The organism is Paenibacillus sp. cl6col, assembly GCF_900102125.1.
Lineage (GTDB): Bacteria > Bacillota > Bacilli > Paenibacillales > Paenibacillaceae > Paenibacillus_B > Paenibacillus_B suaedae.
Genome location: NZ_FNAZ01000001.1, coordinates 414809 through 433269, shown reverse-complemented (window position 1 = coordinate 433269; position 18461 = coordinate 414809). Strand labels below are relative to the sequence as shown.

Annotated in this window: 11 protein-coding genes; all 11 read left to right on the top strand. The window is 41.5% G+C overall.

The features are described from left to right. Positions 1 to 27 precede the first annotated feature (27 nt). The 11 genes from BLS15_RS01805 (at position 28) to BLS15_RS01755 (ending at position 18446) form a co-directional block, all read left to right on the top strand. The gene (locus BLS15_RS01805; protein ID WP_090509613.1) at positions 28 to 5925 is read left to right on the top strand and encodes a phage tail tape measure protein; all 5898 of its coding nucleotides are present in this window, start codon (positions 28 to 30) and stop codon (positions 5923 to 5925) included. Next, positions 5925 to 6515, top strand: a complete 591-nt coding sequence (locus tag BLS15_RS01800; RefSeq protein WP_028531727.1) for a phage tail domain-containing protein — start codon at positions 5925 to 5927, stop codon at positions 6513 to 6515. The genes BLS15_RS01805 and BLS15_RS01800 overlap by 1 nt, the downstream gene beginning before the upstream one ends. Then, the gene (locus tag BLS15_RS01795) at positions 6512 to 7513 is read left to right on the top strand and encodes a hypothetical protein (protein WP_139170626.1); all 1002 of its coding nucleotides are present in this window, start codon (positions 6512 to 6514) and stop codon (positions 7511 to 7513) included. The genes BLS15_RS01800 and BLS15_RS01795 overlap by 4 nt, the downstream gene beginning before the upstream one ends. A gap of 56 nt (positions 7514 to 7569) precedes the next feature. Continuing rightward, on the top strand, positions 7570 to 8214 hold the full coding sequence (locus tag BLS15_RS29260; RefSeq protein WP_254777264.1) for a phage tail family protein: 645 nt from the start codon (positions 7570 to 7572) through the stop codon (positions 8212 to 8214). Positions 8215 to 8233: 19 nt separating this feature from the next. Continuing rightward, positions 8234 to 13066, top strand: coding sequence for a phage tail spike protein (locus tag BLS15_RS01785; RefSeq protein ID WP_090509609.1), 4833 nt, complete (start codon positions 8234 to 8236; stop codon positions 13064 to 13066). Between the two features lie 46 nt (positions 13067 to 13112). Next, a complete protein-coding gene (locus BLS15_RS01780) occupies positions 13113 to 13556 on the top strand; it encodes a PAAR domain-containing protein (protein WP_028531731.1) in 444 nt (147 codons plus the stop codon). 15 nt (positions 13557 to 13571) lie between these two features. Then, a complete protein-coding gene (locus tag BLS15_RS01775; protein ID WP_090509604.1) occupies positions 13572 to 14723 on the top strand; it encodes a hypothetical protein in 1152 nt (383 codons plus the stop codon). Between the two features lie 14 nt (positions 14724 to 14737). Next, positions 14738 to 15280 (top strand): hypothetical protein, encoded by a 543-nt coding sequence (locus BLS15_RS01770; protein WP_021257620.1) that lies wholly within the window; start codon positions 14738 to 14740, stop codon positions 15278 to 15280. 78 nt (positions 15281 to 15358) lie between these two features. Next, the gene (locus BLS15_RS01765) at positions 15359 to 15979 is read left to right on the top strand and encodes a hypothetical protein (RefSeq protein WP_021257619.1); all 621 of its coding nucleotides are present in this window, start codon (positions 15359 to 15361) and stop codon (positions 15977 to 15979) included. 13 nt (positions 15980 to 15992) lie between these two features. After that, complete coding sequence (locus BLS15_RS01760) at positions 15993 to 16322, top strand: hypothetical protein (protein WP_021257618.1); 330 nt, start codon at positions 15993 to 15995, stop codon at positions 16320 to 16322. Between the two features lie 15 nt (positions 16323 to 16337). After that, entirely contained in the window at positions 16338 to 18446 is a 2109-nt protein-coding gene (locus tag BLS15_RS01755; RefSeq protein ID WP_090509599.1) for a LamG domain-containing protein, read from the top strand. Positions 18447 to 18461 lie beyond the last annotated feature (15 nt).

Below are 18461 nucleotides of genomic sequence, written 5' to 3'. Positions count from 1 at the left end.
CTTTTATGTACTGAAAAGGGGTGTTAGATGATGGCGAATGATCAGACAATTTTAGTAGGCGTAGATATGAAAAATGCTGAAAAAGATATAAAAAAACTGATCGCGAACATTAGCAAAAAGTATAAATTCAAGCTGGAACTTATTATCCAGAACAAAGACAGTGTTATTCGCGAAGTAAATAGCATTCAAAAATTAATAGCCTCGATTGGCAAGATTGATATCGACTACGGGCTTGGCAAGGCCGGTGAAGAAATCAGTAAGTTAAAAAGATCGATCAAGGAACTGTCTAAAATCGATGTTGCAAAAGTAGGAAAGGAATTTGTCAAACAGCAAAAAGAAGCCAAGCGCCAAACGGATGAGTTAGTGGGGGCATATGCTCAATTGCTGAAAATGCAAACAACAGCTGCTCAAAACCAACCCGCTATGGTGGTTTCCGAGAAAAATGAGGCTAGTGTGCAAGGTACGGGCTCAAAGGCATCTTCTTCGGATAGTAAAGCAAAAAAGGAAGAATCGATTCCAGATAAGCTGGCTGCTGCAATGAATGGTATTCCGTCATGGCAACGCGCGTCCGAGTCATTTGAATTTTCGTTCAAGTTCGGCGATCAGATGAAGAAGGGGTTTGAGCAAGTCGTTGAACTCGATAGGGCTATGATTGATCTGAAGAGCACGTCCGGGGCAAGCTCGCAAGAATTGGATGCGTTTAAAGACCGTGCCTTTGGAATCAGCAAAGAAATGGGCGTTGCTTCAGCTTCCGTAGTAAGAGCAACCACTGAGTTCCAGAAGCTGGGCTATACGTTGGAACAGTCAACGGCGCTAAGTGAAAATAGTATGCTGCTGTCCAAGGTAGGCGGCATGGGCATAGGGGACGCGAGCGCGAGCATCATAGCTGTCTTGCGCGGATTCGACATTGAAGTCGATAAATACGGGAACAATGTCCGCAGCGTCGTTGATATGTTTACGGCGGTTAAGAATAATTACTCCATCACGTCAGAAGGCTTGGGCAGCGCGTTGATAGATTCGTCTTCTGATCTGAAAAAGGCAGGAAATACGGTTCAGCAATCCATTGGAATGATTACGGCAGCGAATATTGATCTGAAAGATCCGGAAAAGGCCGGAGAGGGATTAAAGACCATTGCCATGAGATTGCAGGGGCTCTCAGAGAGCGGCGAAAAAGTAAGGGGCGTCGTTCCGCAAATTGAAAAAACATTTGCGTCCCTCAATGAGAAATACAAGTTGATGGGCAGCGGCGCTCTAGACTTAATGAAAGAGGATCAAACGACCTTTAAGTCTACCTACGAAATCTTCCAGAGTCTCTCTCAAGTATGGGATAAGTTGTCGAAGGAAGAGAAAGTAGATATTTCTAGTAAGATTGGCGGGGATCAGAGCGGGGTCGTATCCTCCATCATTGAGAATTGGAGCAAGGCCAAGGGAGCAACCGAAACAGCTATGAGTTCGGCCGGATCGGCGGCTGAAGCATTCAATAAACATTCGGATAGCTTCGAGGCGCGCATCGGGAAGCTGCAAACTTCTCTTACTGAATTCTGGAATACATTCAGCAATTCAGAAGCCATTAAAGACATTATTTCGGGGTTAACAACAGTAGTAGAATTTTTTACAAAAGTAACAGAAACATTGGGCTCTCTTCCTATTGCAACCGTTTTTGCTGGGTTTACTGCTCCCTTAAAAGGGCTCTTGTTAGACGGGGGAGGGCTATTGGCTTTATTCCTCAAAATAGGAAAAGGTATAGCGAGATTTGTTCCATACGCGGGTGCACTTCTGCTGGTTGGGGAAGTAATTCAAGGCGTATTTGATATTATCAACAAACCAGAGAAAGATCGAAAAGAAAGATTAAAATTCCTCGATGACGATACCAAAAGAATTAAAAAGTTTAAAGAAGACTATGACAGCATTTTTGATGGAAAGAATATGGATGTTGATACCTTTGAGAATTTGCAACTTAAAGGTAAAAGCCGAACAATAGAGGAAGAGGAAAAGTATTTAGGTATTATTGAGCAAATGAAAACGAAGATGCCCGAACTTATATCCCACTATGATGAATATGGGAATGCTGTAGCAAAAAGTGCGGATGAAATAAAGAGGCTTCGAGTAGAAGAAGAGCAAAGAGAACTAAAAAATAATAAAGAAGAGTTGAAGTTAAAGTTAGATGGCGGTTTTGGAGAAGTAGATCAAAATATTAAGAAAATCAGAAATAACAAAAAACAAATTGACTTCCAAGATACGCGGCTCGACTTTGCAAAAAGAGCAAGAATGTTTATCGAAACGGACATTAAAGACATCAAATTTGATGATATTGAGGGTATAAAAGAAGCTTTCACAAATAAAATGAATCCAATTTTTGATGCCTTACCAAAAGATAAAGCTCTAGACGTTGATCCGTTCTATACTATTCTAATAAATAGCTTTCAACGATCACCCGATAGAAGTGCAGCCTTAGCAAATTTTGATAAGTTTATAAATGATATTATCGCTGAAAAAGAAAAATATGAAGTAGAAAATCAAAACTTGAAGGACAGTGTCATTCATGGTTCTACCGAATTCAATGAATCTATTAACTTAGCCTTTCAGAATTATATTAACTCAAGCAATATACCTGTAGGTTCAAATAAGTTTTTATTTATAGAATCCATAAAGCAAATATTTACGGAAAATATAGATGATTTCGGTGAAAACACAAAAGATGCTGCTCAAAAGATCCCTTCGTTTATTAATGAAATAATGGGGGCAATTCAAAGTAACAAAATATCTATAGATGATTTAATGAACGTAAAACCAGAACAGGCTAATAATATGCTTGATGTTATAGATAATATAAAAGAAAAATTGAGCAAAAATCCGGTTAATAATCCGTTCCTCAAATTATTCAATGACATAAGAGTCGGACATCAAAAAGCAGCCAAAGAAATAAATAGCACGAGAATGAAAATTGATCCGAAAAATGCGAAAGAGATTGAAAATCTCCGTTCTGCTTATCATAAATTAGCAGATGGCCAAAAGCTATCTAAAGATTCGATTACTGAATTGCTAAGTACGTATCCTTCCTTAAATGATGCAATATATATTGAAAATGGGAACATTCAACTTACTGCAGATGGTTTAAAAGATTTAATGCAGCAAAGAGAAAAAGAATTTCAAGATGATATCGATAAGAAGAAGAAACAAGGCATTGCTGCTAAGGACAAAGCAGTCGATACAATTGAAGCAATCGAAAACGAAATTGATGCTCTCGAATTGTTAATGGATGCTCGAAATTTATACGATGTTGATGTAGATAAGATTTATGACGACGCAAAAAAGAAAAATGATGAAATAGAGAGCAATCGAAAAAAAGGAATTTACACGACTACTATCGATGAAATAAATGCAGCAAAAGAGCTTACACAAGCCGGTTATAATCGTCATATAAAGCACGAATATTATGGATATAAAGAAAAATTTAAAGAGTTAAAGGAAAAAGCAGCTGCTAAAAAAGTACAAGCTTCTAGTGGTAGTTCTTCTGGGGGGAGTTCTCATTCTTCTAACCCGAAACCCGAACTTCAAGATGCAATCTATGTGGTAGATAAATACAAGGAAAGCATTGATAAACTCAACCGATCAATTGAAGAACAACAAAGAATTCAGGAAAAGTATAGTACGTGGTCTTACGAGCACCGAAAGGCGCTTAGCGATGAGATTAGATTGTCTGGAGAAAAGAAAAAAGCGATTGATGATGAAATTAGCTCTTTAAACGAACAAATCAAGCAAAAACAAATCAAGAAAACCGGCTATATGACCGTCGATAAAGATAAAAATGCAAATAAAACGAAACAAGCGATTGCAGCGGAAATTGAGCAAGAGGTGACCCAAGCGAAAGATAGGCTCAATGATTTGAAATCTCAATCGTCCGAAATGGAATCAAATATCAACAATTTAAGTCGCAAGTTAGTCGACGCAACGGCTTCCCTATATAACATCAAAAGAGAAGAATTGACCGATGACATTGCATATCAAGACTATGCAATGAATCTCTACGATCGAACCACGCAAGGATACCGGGATCATGCCGCTGAAAAAGCCAGACTATTGGGAGTTCAGAAAAAGCTTCATGAGGAAGAATTGGCATATTATCAAAAACAACTGCAAAACAAAGATTTAAACCCGATAGACAAGAAAGATATAGAGGAAAATATCCGAAAGAGCAAAAATGATATTTTGCAAAAAGATGCGGAAATAAACCAAATCAATACTGATATTGCCAACTCCGTCATCGACAAGCATCTGTACCGCATGAACGACGAGAGCAAAAAATATGCCAAAAGCATTCAGCAACTAGAGGATAATATTCGCTATGACGTGGATAAAGAAGATGGGGATTATGCGAAGCATATCGGATATTTGCAACAAATCGCTGGCTTGCGCAAGGGTGAGGCCAATGATATTAAAAACAATATTAAATTCCTTAAGTCGCAGTTGGAGTTAAATAAAAACAACAAAGATATCGTGGAACGTTTGACCGATGAAATCGAGAAACAAGAGGATAAGCTGCAGGATACAGAACGGTCGGTTAAGGATCTTAATGGCAGCGTAAAAGACATTTACGAAAAAGCAGCCGATCAATATGTCGAGCTGTACAAAGAAAAACTCGAACTCATGAAAAAAGCGGACGAGGAACATTACAAAGACAAGATCGAAAGAGATAAAAAGGTTCATGAGAATCGAATGAAGCAAATCGATAAAGAACTCAAGGCGTTGCAGGATGCGTACGATCAACAAATGCAGATGCTTGATCGCACGGAATCCACGCGAACCTATGAGAATGATTTATCCAAAAAACAAGAAGAAATTACCGATCTCAAAAAACAAATCGACTTGTTGTCCATGGATGATTCCTATGAAGCGAAAAGTCAAAAAGCCGACTTGATCAAGCAATTGAACGAGAAAGAACAGGAGTTGTCCGAATACCAGCATAATCGGGAAATCGAGCTCCGAAAGAATAACCTGGAGGACGAGCTGAGCTCGGAGCAAGAAAAGCTGGAAAGCAAAAAAGAAAAGATGGAAGAGGAATACAACAACACGGTCGAATTGTTGGAAAAGAAAGCGGAGGAACGGCAAAAGTTCTGGGAAAATGAACTGAACAACGAACAAAAATTTGCTGAAATGCGCAAGCAAGTATATGAAGGCAACTTCAATGAAATGCTTGAAACCGTCAACACTTGGTCGGGGGAAGTCGATTCCAAATTCGATATACTAGGAGATTCGATTACGACGAATTTCACCGATAAAGTAAAGGAAGCAATTGACGAACTCAAAAAATTAGACAATTCAAAGCTCGGTTCCATGGGATCGGTCGTCAACGATACGAAGCCCCAAAACCTCGATGGCAATTATAAACCTACTGCAGGCCTCCCAAGTAACAGCTTACTATCCACAAAAGACAAAATCACTGAAATGATATCCAACAGTAAGAAGTGGAAACTGACCACTGATGAAAAGGAAAGAAAAAAATTAGAGGAAGAGAACCAAAAGCTTGGGAAAGAAATAGGTGCAGTATATAAGTACGGAACATGGTATAAGGACGGAAAGCCTCTGTACCAATTCGATACAGGTGGTTATACGGGAGATTGGAACGGAAATTTCGGCAAATTAGCGCTATTGGATAAAAAGGAGCTCGTATTGAACGCTGAGCAGACGAAGCACATTTTGGACACGGCTCGCATCGTCGATCAGATTCGCTCCGCTGTGCCAAGCTTCCCTATTTCTAACTTCATGCCGGCATCAATTCCGACTGTCATGCCCGCTCCAGCCAATGAACAGCATGAATATAACATTGAGGTCAATGTGAATGGAAATGCAGACCGAAATACGGCAGATATCGTGGCAACGGAAATCGTGAACAAACTGAAGCGTACTAGAGGGGGGAGATTTTAATGCTGGAAGGCGTACATTTTTATTATGACGGCATCTATTCCGTCGATATGGGATTATTGAATTGCAGACTAGACGGAGGCATGTTCGAGGAGAGCTTGCTGCCGTCAAGAAGCATTGTCGAGAAAAAAGTAAGCGGTAGACATAAACCATATTTTCAGGCCATCGAATTAAGCCCGCTCGAATTTAATCTCACATTCGCCTTTGAATTCCATTATGACGAACGGCGTATCCGGGAGGTTGCCCGCTGGCTGTCGCAGACTTATTATAAACCGTTCTATACCGTCGATAATCCGAACCGGGTATTTTATTGCATGCCGGATGGAGACGTGAATCTCATTCATAATGGATTGAAGCAAGGCTACATTACCTTGAAGATGAGATGCGATGGTCCATACTCCTATACGCCCAAGACTTTGAAGGAAAAGATGATGTTCGACGGCACAAAACTGACAAAAACGATCCAGGAAAACACTTTTACTAATGGGATGGGTACACAGCAAAATATCGAAATCGTCAACGGAGCTTTGCAGGTCAAGAGCGGAAGCACGACATGGCTACAATATACAGGAATGAAATGGAGTGATCTATGATGATACAGACGAAGAAGATGGGGTTAAAAAAGCCGCAAGTATCGGATCAGGTCGATCAAACTATCGCATGGTTGGCCGAAAATTTCCAAGTGATCGATAATCATTTTGAAGAGCTAATATCCGACGCAGCAACTCACCCCGAGATGGGTGAGTTTTTTCATGCAGGGAAGAAGTTTTGGAATAAGAATGCATCGCGCGGCGATTTCGCAGGTTGGGTAAATGTGCGGGAAGGCGTATTTGCGCCCTCATGGCAGAAGCAGTATTCCTATGCGGCAGGCAACAAGGTGAAAGCCTCTCCGGATAATGGCCATTATTATGAATGCATCATTGGCGGTACAAGCGGAATGAAGCAGCCAACATTCCCGACTACACCAGGAAGTCTGGTATATGATCTGTACGGACATACGGCATGGAAGCCATCTTACCATTATAAGCTAGATGAAATTGTCGTTGCTACGAATGGTGATATGAGCTATTACTATAAATGCATTATTGAAGGCGCTTCGGATTCCGTAGAACCTGCCTGGGGCAATATTAGCGGTTCGACCATTGTCGACGGCAGCGTGCACTGGTATGTGCATAAGACCGTTCAATGGAAAGAGATGGGCGCCAGCTGCGAATTCGTGCCGTTCGGTACGATTGGTAATTATAAGGGAGAAGCCACGATTGAGACAGTAGGCACCCTTAAAAAGGGGAAATGGGAAGCAGACACTGTCGAGCTGGCTCATGGAGGTACCGGAGCTACAGACGCTGACGGAGCAAGACGAAACCTCGGGGCAACCGGGAAATATTCCAAAACGCTCGGAGACGGTCTTTCCACGACCTATACAATCAAGCATCAACTGAATACGCAAGATGTAGTTGTCATGGTACGGGAGGCGGAATCTCCGTTTGCGGCGATAGAGGCCCAAATGAATATGATAGATGAGAATAGTGTTATTTTAACATTTCCATCCGTACCTGCCGTCAATCAATATCGGGTTACGGTCATAGGTTAAATAAGCATAAGCTGCCTTCGGGCAGCTTATATTTTTATATCGAAGGAGGTTAGGAAATGACCAGTTGGCTTGATTTATATATACCGAAGGGTGTTTATGTTTCGCAAGTGTTCGATGTCGGCTCTCATTACGAAACGTATATTCAAGATTTGAAGGTTCAATATGAACGTCATGACGGGACGGTAGATGTATTTATAAGACTGTCCTATGATTCTACAAACTGGACGGAGTGGATCAAACTGAACGAGGCTGCTTTCAATGAGCGGGATTTGTTCAGAGACAGTTACTATGATATGGAACAATGTTCCCTGCAATACAAAGTCGTGCTGCGCAATGAAGGTACGAAGAGCCCTGAATTTCGCGGTATCTCGTTCTCCCTGCTCGGCTCATACTTGTTGACTAATACGGGGGATGTCACTTGTAAGCCGGAATTGTGGATTACGAAGCGCAATGGGGCCGGAACGATTAAGCTCACAAATGAAACGAACGGCCAGATATTACAACTAGCGGATTTAAACAACAATGAGCAGGTGTACATCGACTGCGAGAATGAAGATATTGTGTCCGACTTGCCGCTCGTATATCGCTACGATAAGCATAATAACGTATTTCTAGAACTAGAGGTGGGGGATAACCTGTTAACCGGCGAAGGCGACTTTGAACTGACAATTAGACATGAGTATATAACCTTACAGGGATAATTCGGGAGGTGAACAAAGGATGTTACGCTTAGGAGATATCGATTTTGAAAAAAAGCCAATTAGACCCCAACTGTTTCTGTGCAAGCCGAATAAAGAGGCGATATCCAAATTGGCGGAAGCGCATAATATCGTATTTAATTTGAAGCTCGGCGCGCTTAATGAGCTTACATTCGATTTCCCTGCTTATTTGGACAAGCATCATATCGTAGCGCGCAACAAGAACTTTGAACTGATTAAAGGAAGATATCTGATAAAGCTCGTTCTTGGCTCCTACAAAGAATATTTTATAGTGAACCAAATCGGGAAGCGAGCCGGCGACGACGGAGAGAGCGTGTCGGTGTCGACCTTGTCATTGGGATACGAATTAAACGATAAAATTATTCGGGATTATAAGGCCGTGTCGAAGACCGCCACGGAGCTTATGAAGGATGTGCTGATCGAATCCATATGGCAAGTCGGTTACGTCGATTCTGAATTCGAGCTGAAGCGAAGAGGGCTCGAAGTATCGTCCAATACCGTGCTGGAGGTCATATTCGATATTGCCAAAACCTTTAATGCTGTGGTCGTATGGGATACGCTCCATAGAACCGTAAGCCTAAAAAAGCCGGATCTTATTGGGCTTGATAAAGGATTCTCGATTAAATACGGCAAATACTTAGAGTCCATTAATCAAGAGGATAATGCCGAAGAGATTGTAACGCGGTTGAAGATGTACGGCAAAGAGGACATAACGATTCGCGGAATCAATCCAACAGGCACGTCCTATGTGGAGGACTTTAATTATTTCATTTATCCGTATAAGGAAGATCGAAACTATAGCCAACAATTTTATTACGGCCCTGACATGAAAGCGAACTGGAATCATTATGATACGGAATGGAGCGTCCTTAATGGTAAGCTTATTTCCACCTCTAATCTTCAGCAGCTTTCTACGATCGTGAATTCCAGTGCATTGGGAAGCCAAAATTACAAACTATCTTCCACGTTGAAAGCGACCGGCGGTGACAATGTCATGGGCTTCGTTGTCAGATACCAGGATGATCGCAATTATTACTGGATGGGCTGGGAGTCCGGCAAAATTCAAGGCGGTGTTGGCTGGGGCAAGGAAAAGCTGCGGCTCTATAAACGGGAGAACGGGAACGATATTCTGCTTGCCTTAACAGATGCGATTGATGGCTGGAGCACGGATGTGCACTATCGGATGGCAGTCGAAGTATATAACCAGGATATAAAGATATGGATCGATGACAGACTTGTCCTATCGGGCCATGATTCGGCATATTTGCAAGGCGCCTATGGCTTGATCAGCATAAATCAGCCCTTCGAAGTAGAGTATGTAGAGTTCATGTCCCAAGAGCATCTGGTGTTGTCCCATAGTGATTATATGACGGACTCGCTTTGCCATGCCCTGCTGGAATATGAGGATTTGTTGCAGGAGAAGCGGGACGCTTTTACCGAACTGGTCGCCAAGCGTGAAGCAAACAATTCCATTCTACATATTAAGAATGAGGAGTTGCACCAACTGAACACGCAATTGAAAATGCTGCTAGATGAGCGGGATACGTTGAACACGCGGATCGCGAAACTGAGCGATGAGATCGATCATGCGGATAATACGTTTCAAGATTACACCTTGCTGCTGAGCGATCTGGACTCTCTCCGAAATGAATTGGATGCGAAGCTTATTGAAATCAAGGCCAAGGAATCCCAAATCAGCCGCAAAGAAGCGGAAGTAACCCAAATCGAACAGCAACATCAAGAAATCATGAATCATATCAATGCCTTGAAGCTGCGGCTCGATATTCGCAACAACTTTACGAAGGAACTGCTGGATGAACGTAATCAGTACGTCATTGAGAAAGAGTGGCAAAACTCCAATATTGAGGATCCGAAAGATTTAATAACCGAAGGATTAAAGGCTTTTGATGAACTAAAGCAGCAGAAGATTACGCTAAAGGTCGACCTGGTCAATTTCCTGTCGATGGTGACGGAGCAACGGAATTGGGACAAATTGGGGCTCGGGGATACGATCGGCATTGAGCATGAGCGAATCAGTCTTCGCTACAAAGCGAAAATTACCGAGATCGAATATAACTTCGAAGATAAAGGCATCAATCTTACGATCAGCAACATGAAGGACATGTATGCCAACAAAGATAAATTTATTGATATGCTGTACAAGTCCTATAATACGTCTACCCAAGTTTCGATCGACTCGTGGAAATGGGATTTGTCCATGCAAAATAACGGCGCAATCAACGAGATTATCAACAACAGTTGGGATGCGAACAAAAACGCGATTATCGGGGCCAAAGACCAGGTGGTAGAGCTGTCGGACAGAGGCTTAATTATTCGGGATCCGAAGAACCCGCTTCATTATTTGGTTGGATTGAATTCGATGATCGCCATTACGAATGATGGCGGCAACACGTGGAAGCATGCTCTGACGGCTGATGGTATCGTTGGCGAGCGGATATACGGGAAAGTGATCATGGGCGTTAACTTGGCCATTGAAGATGAGAGCGGGGTTCTGAAGTTCCAGGGCTCCAAGGGAGAAATATTCGATCGGCATGGCAAGCTGGTCATGAAGCTGGGACTTGTCGAAGAAAATCCGGATGCATTCGGCCTCATGTCTTTCAACGATATTACGCGCGTCAAGGTAACGGACAAGGAAGGCTTCGTCATCGATAAAGCGAACAGCAAGCGGCCTGATGGATGGGAAAAAGTAATGTGGGCTGATCAACGTGACGGCACGCTTTACACACATGGTCTGGTCGCCAAGAACATTAAAGTGTTCAATGACATTGGGAAGAAGATCATAGATGCGGAGTCAAACTATTTCAATATCGGTGATTTTAAGACAATCGTCATGGATAATAAGCTGACTTCTATTGAGAAGATGCAGATCATTACGGAATTGTACAAGGTGGAAGCGGGATATCATCGCATGCTGGAGCAAGCAGAAGAGTATAAGCGCTCTCAGCGCGATGATGATTTTAATATGAATGCCCAATTCTTCACGAAGGAGCCAAGCACTAAGGATCGGTACTCTACGGAGCCGCTGACGCAAGCTTATCGGAAGCTTATAGAATATATGTCCCAATATATTAAAATTACTTCCGTAGATCCGCTGAACATCGCTATTCACGATCCATTGACCGAAAAAACGAGCGAAATCGCGGATCGTTCGGAATTTATTCTTGCATTTAAGACGTATTATGACGAAGAGAAAAATCTGAGAAACGAAATTGAAGATGCGCAGTTCTATTCCGGGCTCAATATGGGCAAGTTCTACAACAATGTCGTGATCGGGGAATACGGATTCATTGCGCTCCGGAGTGACGGCAAGTACCGGGCCGTCCTGAATGCGACCAATGGCTTGGCCCTGCAAAAATGGGAGAAGAACAAATGGACCAATAAAGTATACGCGGCGGTAGGCAGCTCGGAGTATACAGACGGCACTTTGATCGCGGAGGATTTAGTGGCGAAGCGGCTGCGGATCGAGACGAAAATCGGCAATGTGCTGCTGGATGCGGATGCCTTAAATCTTGATTTTACTGTGCTCGATTCTATCGTATTGGACGACGTAATTGTATCGCCCGAGAAAATTACGCTCGCCAACCAGTTCAAAATTGTGACGAAGCAATACAATGAACTAAAATCGCAAATTAATCGGTATGCAATGACTATATATAATGACAGGGAATCTTCCTATGCGGAACTGGATGAGGCGCAAAGTAAGCTCGTAACAGCCGGCAACGAGCTGGAGGATAGCTATAATCGATTGAAAAGTTATATGCAGCCGATTTTTGCGAACATGAATACGACCACTCATCTTATCCATGATCTTAGATCCACACGCACGGAATTCCATGAGAAGTGGGAAAGCTTCTATCAAGAATATGAATATGGCAGGGTTGTTCTGGCCGACTTCTTGGAAAAGAGTTCCTTGCAGTTAGGGAGAAATTATAATAACACGGTTATTGACGCGAATAACGGTATTGTTGTAACTCGAGGAGATAAGATGTATCGAACCGTCTTGAACGCCACAGAGGGGATCAAGATAGAGAAGAACATCGGCTCGGGATCAAGTCCAAATTGGGACAAACGGTTCTATGTGGATCAGGATGGCAAGCTATTTGCCGTTGAGCTGAATACAAAAGCATTGCATATTCACGATGGCGATCTCGGCGAAAAGATTAGCTTAAGTGCTAAAGAGGGGATCAAAATTATAGGTGCCCACGGTGAAGAAATACGTTTAAATGCAACCGAAGGTATCGCCATCGATGTGGATAAGAAGAAGCGGTTCTGGGTTAATCCCGATGGTACCTTGCGAGCAAGAAAGCTGATTATCGAACCGGATATGGATAAAGAACTAGTATTTGATGAAGAAACTAACGGATACATTTCTGATTTATTAGTTAATAACTTGAAAACATTAGAAACTCCTGGACTGAAGCAAGACTATGTTTATGTACGAAGTAATTTCATAAAATTGCTCACAGGTAATTCAGCAAAGGATGATGTAGAGAAATTTGTGCTACAGTTAAATAAAGGAAATGATGGTCATAGTTATCCTGAAATGATTTGGGGACAAGGAACCGGACGAGGCAATCAAGGTATTATTAAGAAAACCTCAGAGGGATTTTACTTTGAAGGCTCTACCGACATCGGGAATAAGAGAATGATTCAACTATTAAATAAGCAGGACGATGCAATCGTCATTGAGGCTCAACAAGGAAGTATTAAGGTAAAGTCGGATACTCGAATTGTGCTGGAGTGTGGCGGAAGCAAGATTATGATGACACCAAATAAGATTTCATTGAATGCAGGAAGAATAGATTTGAACTAATTGTTGCGATCAGTACCTTATTCATTCTTAGTTTGGGGTGAATCAAATGGCAGAAATGGCTTATAAAGGCGCAAGGACGAACCCTTCTGTTGCAAGTAATCACGTAAGAAAATATCGTTATGTGGAAGGTAATACTTGTCTTCGGGAAAGAGAAGATGGCTCATGTGCTAAATATAATGAGGTAAGGGAGACAGATTATACAGACGCATATATAAGCGGAGTGATTAATAGTGATCGTGTCTCTAATGTATTTGTAAATGGAAGACCAGTCGCATGCACTGGTGACTCTGTTACGGAAACAGAGTCATATTCACTTGGTGGTTGGAAGTTGGATTATTCCGACGAAGGAGGAACAGGTCATATCACGGGCGGCTCAAGTACCGTTTACGTCAACGGGAGACAAGTGGCTACTGCAGGATCTTCTGTGACTACGCATGCCCGTACTACAACGACCATCGCAGAAGGGAGCAGCAATGTGCATATCAATTAAAGGAGGTGAAAATACATGCCGTATAATCACTATGGATACCTGGATCCGATACATATCGTATGGCGTCAAGGAACGAATGAAGATCCTTATATCGATAGAGCCGAATATTTGAAAGTGCTGAATCATAAGGTAATTCTTGCGGAAATACCGGATCGTTTCACGCGAGTGAAAATAGCTGGATTAATGGAAGCCAACTACGAAGGAACTCCGAAAAAGGCGATTAAGCCAAATGAATTCGGTGTCAATTATTCAACGGGTGTCATCGAATTCCATGAATCCCAAGAATCGAATGCCGTCAACGTATCCTATAAGGGAAGAGGATTCATTCAATACCCGTCTAGTCGAATTTATCACCAGGATGAGATGAATGATGTTGTCGAGTCCCTTGCGACGATTATTGATCGTGCAAATGTGAAAATTAAAGATGTAAATGCCAAAACAGAGGACTATGAGAAGCTCAGAGACGAGTTGCTGCAGACGATCATTACATCCGATGTCGCCACTACAAATGCTAAAAAAAGTATCGAAGAATCAAGAATAGCGACAGACATGGCTTATGATGCTTATGAAACGACGCGACTCGTCTTCTTGCCATATGTAAAAACGTATCAACAAATTTTTAGTAATTATCCGTATCCGAAAATTGGTTGGACCGTTCAAGTGTATGACTCCGGGATTCGATACCGCTGGGATGGAAAGTCTTGGGTACCTATCGATTTGCTTGGGGGCAACATTCCGTTAGCCAATAAAGGGGTTAATGGGCTGATGTCCAAGGAGGATTGGGCGAAGCTAAATTCCTATGACGATCGACTTAAAGAGAGAGTCATTACTTTTGTAATTCCTCAGTTCCCGGATATTGGCGTTCAGCATATTCATGCTAGATTTCCCTTCAAAGGGGAGATTGTCAATGTTCGAGGAGTGATAGGCAGTGCAGATTCGAAGGTAAGCACTGAGATTTCGCTGCAGAAGAGTAGAGATATGCTCAATTGGTCGGATGTACTCTCTAGAAATATTGTATTTCGCAAGGGAGAACACTTCGACGATGGATTGAGGAAAGTTGATGTTGCAAATGTGGCGAAAGACGATATTTTTCGCTTGGAAATTCTCCAGCTTGGCGGAGATGTCCAAGATATTACAATTGAAGTTATTATAAAAATTACACAATAAGGAGTTTGATTCAAATGGCAACAGCACCGATTATTAAATGGTACGATTTTAATCATGCAAGTGAAATTGTGGCACCCTTCGACTTTGGAGTGGTTGATGCAGGGGATTGGGGTCCCCCCTTTACGTTCAATATTTGGAATAACCGAGGCGGGGCTACAGATGTATCCAAGATGGAAGACTGCCATATCACGACACGGGATATGGATGGCGGTACAGGCGACAAACAAGGGAAAATAGTAGAGGTTGTAAGAGATGATTGGTTCCATGCACAAGTTGATACATTGGCAGAGTCGGATCTCCAAGCAGATACATCCAAAATTGGCCGCTCAGGAAGCAAGCCGATCGGTACTACGAAGTCGACTGATAAGAATAACGCAGGTGCGACAATTACGCCTGTAACACCTAGTGCAAAAGAGATTCTCGGAATAAATAATAACGGCAATCAAACGGATTCAGGCGGTAACTTCGTCACCGTAACATTGCAGGCAGCGGTTCCGCTGGCTGCAAGTGCAGGCAAACAGAACTTTAAAATCCGCGTTTCCTATCGATTTGTATAAAGATGATGAAGGACGGGCTCGAAAGAGCCTGTCCTTTTTTCTTTATCTGACAGGCAAATTATAGTGGAGGTATATGTAATGATATTTTCGACTAGTAATGGCACGCATCCGATTTTAAGTCAGGATTTTATCTGGGTGGCGGACTACTATGATGGGACACACTTATGTGAATACGATCTTGAAACAAAAGAATCGGATCCGTATCGCTTCTATAGTATTGATAGAATGAAGCTTCTTCGTTTCGGCTTGATTGGCCATAGCTCCAAGCTATTCTTCGAAGCGGCGAATGGAGTCTTTACTATTAACGGCCAAGATTTTAGAATTTCCTATGTAGCAAACGGCAAAGAGTATCTATTGAATGGAAGATCTTTGTTCTATAACGACATTATTTCTTATAAGGATGCGGTTAGTGAGGCGAATCCATTTCAAAAACAAACGGATTGTGGAATGTTTACGAACCGGATTACGCAATATAACTTCGGATATAAGAAGAAGTTGGATTTGGATGGGATTACATTTAACTTTCAAGCGATTGTATCCATTCCTTATCAAGATAAAGCGTATATGTCCTTCAAAATTGCTTCTGATCAGGAGCTCGATGGCAAAATCGTAATTCAACGCAGAGGCTTGGTTGTGGAAGAGATTGAATCACCCTTGCAAAAGGGACATAGTACGAATATTACATGGACATTGAAATAAGGAGATGAAAGGTATGACAGAGTTCTTATGGGGGACAAAGGACATTAGAGGCGATGTGAAAATTATGAAAGCCACAAATGATACATTAACTTTCGATGTTGACGGCAGCTCATACACAATTACTTTGGAGGAAGGCGTATATCATACCCTTCGCGAAAAACATTCTTCGGCGCTTGTTGAAGCTTTGAAGGAAAAAGTTATGCAACAAACTATTCCTATCGAAGTGATGCTAGGTGGAGCGTTAAATGACGATGGGAAAGTAAATTATGTGGTCTTTGAACATAAGAGCGGTGGAGTAATTGACAACTTTGGAGGGACAATGAAGAGCTTGATTTTTAATTAATTGAGGTGAATATACATGGCTACTCAAAATGATGGCGCAATCCATTTTAGCGGAACGTCTGGCGAGTATGTAGAGATGGGCGCTGCTGGACTTCCAACAGGCGATAAGCCAAGATCGATTGATTTTTGGATGAAACCAGACGATAACGGTTCTAAATTGATGGTTCCTGTTCGATATGGTGATGACTATCCTAATGTCAAAAAGTTTGAAATTATCATTAATCCACTGAATAACGATCCAACAACAAGAGGAAAAGTGGCAGTTAGTGTTGGTGGTGAGATGATTGCAACCAAAAATGAAGTCATTCAATCCTGGAACGATTGGTATCATATCGCAGTTACGTATAGTGGCGGTGGTTTGATGAAAGGAATTACAATTTATGTAAACGGAATCAAACAAGAAGTTGAGTCAGTCTTTGGATATGGAAACACGACCCCTTTCGAAACAACATCTACTCAGTTTCGATTTGGTGTTGACTACAAAGGGAAAATGGATGAAGTACGACTTTGGAATTTTGCAAGATTAGAGGCGCAAATTCGTGCAGATCGTTTTCAAGTGTTGACAGGTTCTGAAACAGGGTTAGTCGGTTACTGGAGATTTGAAAAGAGCAGCATTCAAAATGACGAAGTAAAGGACTACTCAAAGTCTAAAAACAATGGGAAGTCAGTTGGCAGCGTTCGATTTGTTGATGGTGAGATTGCTTTACAGTCAGGGCAGAAGGTTGAAGAGATCGGCATGCCTATCAACCTCGAAAAAGGTGTGTTTAAAAACACTTTTGTTGATGAGGGTAAATTACAGTTGAAAAGGCTTTATGAAATTAAAGAGTCAGATGCTGCGGATCATAAAGGACAAGGGACAGAAGCAGATCCTTATTTGATCCGAGATGCATATGATTTTTTTAATATGCGGAAGAGGCCGTATGCCTATTACAAACTGGTGCGGAATATTGATTTCAATGTTGGAACCTTCAAGGAAGGAAGATACTGTGGATTTGATTTTTATGGCGTTCTGGATGGGAACGGATTCAAAATAATGAACTTCACGCAAAAAATCGAAGGTGTGCCAACAGGATTGTTTTCTTCAATCAACAATAATTGTGTTGTCAAAAATCTATACATTGAAAATGTTGATATCGTGGCTTATATAAATGGACAAGGAATTATAACCTCTACAATTGATGGTGGTATTATTGATCGAGTAGTTGTAACCGGGAAAATAAAGACAAAACACACATCAGTTCAAGACATATATTGTGGAGTCTTCGGAGATATTGTAAAGGGAACTATCACAAATATGTATATCAATGTAGATGTAGATATTACAGAAAGTACAAATGTTAGATTTGTAGGTATCCTCGCAGGGTTATATCGAGCTGGTCTACTTAATAACATTATCATTGAAGGGACTTTAATAGGAAACAGAAAAAGTGACACAATAGCAGCGGTTGTTGGATATAGTTATGCTGCAAGAAGCAATATCTATTATAACACGGATTACAATACATACAATCATCCACTATTTAATGGAGCGTCTTTCGCTGGCGCTGCAAAAACCGAAAAAGAATTGAAGGATGCAAATGTATTCAAAGATTGGGATGAAAGCGTTTGGTCTATTACAAACGGTATGATTCCAAAGCTTAATGGTTTTGAAAAACTTACTCATGCATTAGCTGAAAATGGCGAGTGGGAGTCAGAAGTGATTGATTTAGTTGATAATTATACGGCATTTAATAAGTTAGTCAGCGTTCAAGAAATTGTTGATGGAGCCAAGGTTACAATTCTTACTAAAACTTCTCATGATAATCGCATGTGGAGTCCATATGTAAAGCTTAGCGGGAATAGTACAATTGCTAGTCCAAAAGCGCGATATGTCAGAGTTAAAGTCATCATCCAAGCAGATAGCAGCAGCCGAAAAATGACAGAAATTGAAGGATTTAATGGAATGATAGATTACGATAATTCTGAGTACGCAAGAATAGATAACGGGCTTCTAAAAGTAGATTATACGGAACAGCACGATTTGACTTTAGATGATAGCTATAAGGACAAGGGATATATCGTGTCAACAAAGATATATGCGAAAAATATAAAGAGGATAGTTCGAATAAGAGCGTATTCAAGATAAATAAAATTACAATTA

Bases quoted from the DNA above. Each gene is read 5' to 3' on its own strand.
- BLS15_RS01805 (WP_090509613.1), top strand. From the start codon at position 28: ATGATGGCGAATGATCAGACAATTTTAGTAGGCGTAGATATGAAAAAT.
- BLS15_RS01800 (WP_028531727.1), top strand. From the start codon at position 5,925: ATGCTGGAAGGCGTACATTTTTATTATGACGGCATCTATTCCGTCGAT.
- BLS15_RS01795 (WP_139170626.1), top strand. From the start codon at position 6,512: ATGATGATACAGACGAAGAAGATGGGGTTAAAAAAGCCGCAAGTATCG.
- BLS15_RS29260 (WP_254777264.1), top strand. From the start codon at position 7,570: ATGACCAGTTGGCTTGATTTATATATACCGAAGGGTGTTTATGTTTCG.
- BLS15_RS01785 (WP_090509609.1), top strand. From the start codon at position 8,234: ATGTTACGCTTAGGAGATATCGATTTTGAAAAAAAGCCAATTAGACCC.
- BLS15_RS01780 (WP_028531731.1), top strand. From the start codon at position 13,113: ATGGCAGAAATGGCTTATAAAGGCGCAAGGACGAACCCTTCTGTTGCA.
- BLS15_RS01775 (WP_090509604.1), top strand. From the start codon at position 13,572: ATGCCGTATAATCACTATGGATACCTGGATCCGATACATATCGTATGG.
- BLS15_RS01770 (WP_021257620.1), top strand. From the start codon at position 14,738: ATGGCAACAGCACCGATTATTAAATGGTACGATTTTAATCATGCAAGT.
- BLS15_RS01765 (WP_021257619.1), top strand. From the start codon at position 15,359: ATGATATTTTCGACTAGTAATGGCACGCATCCGATTTTAAGTCAGGAT.
- BLS15_RS01760 (WP_021257618.1), top strand. From the start codon at position 15,993: ATGACAGAGTTCTTATGGGGGACAAAGGACATTAGAGGCGATGTGAAA.
- BLS15_RS01755 (WP_090509599.1), top strand. From the start codon at position 16,338: ATGGCTACTCAAAATGATGGCGCAATCCATTTTAGCGGAACGTCTGGC.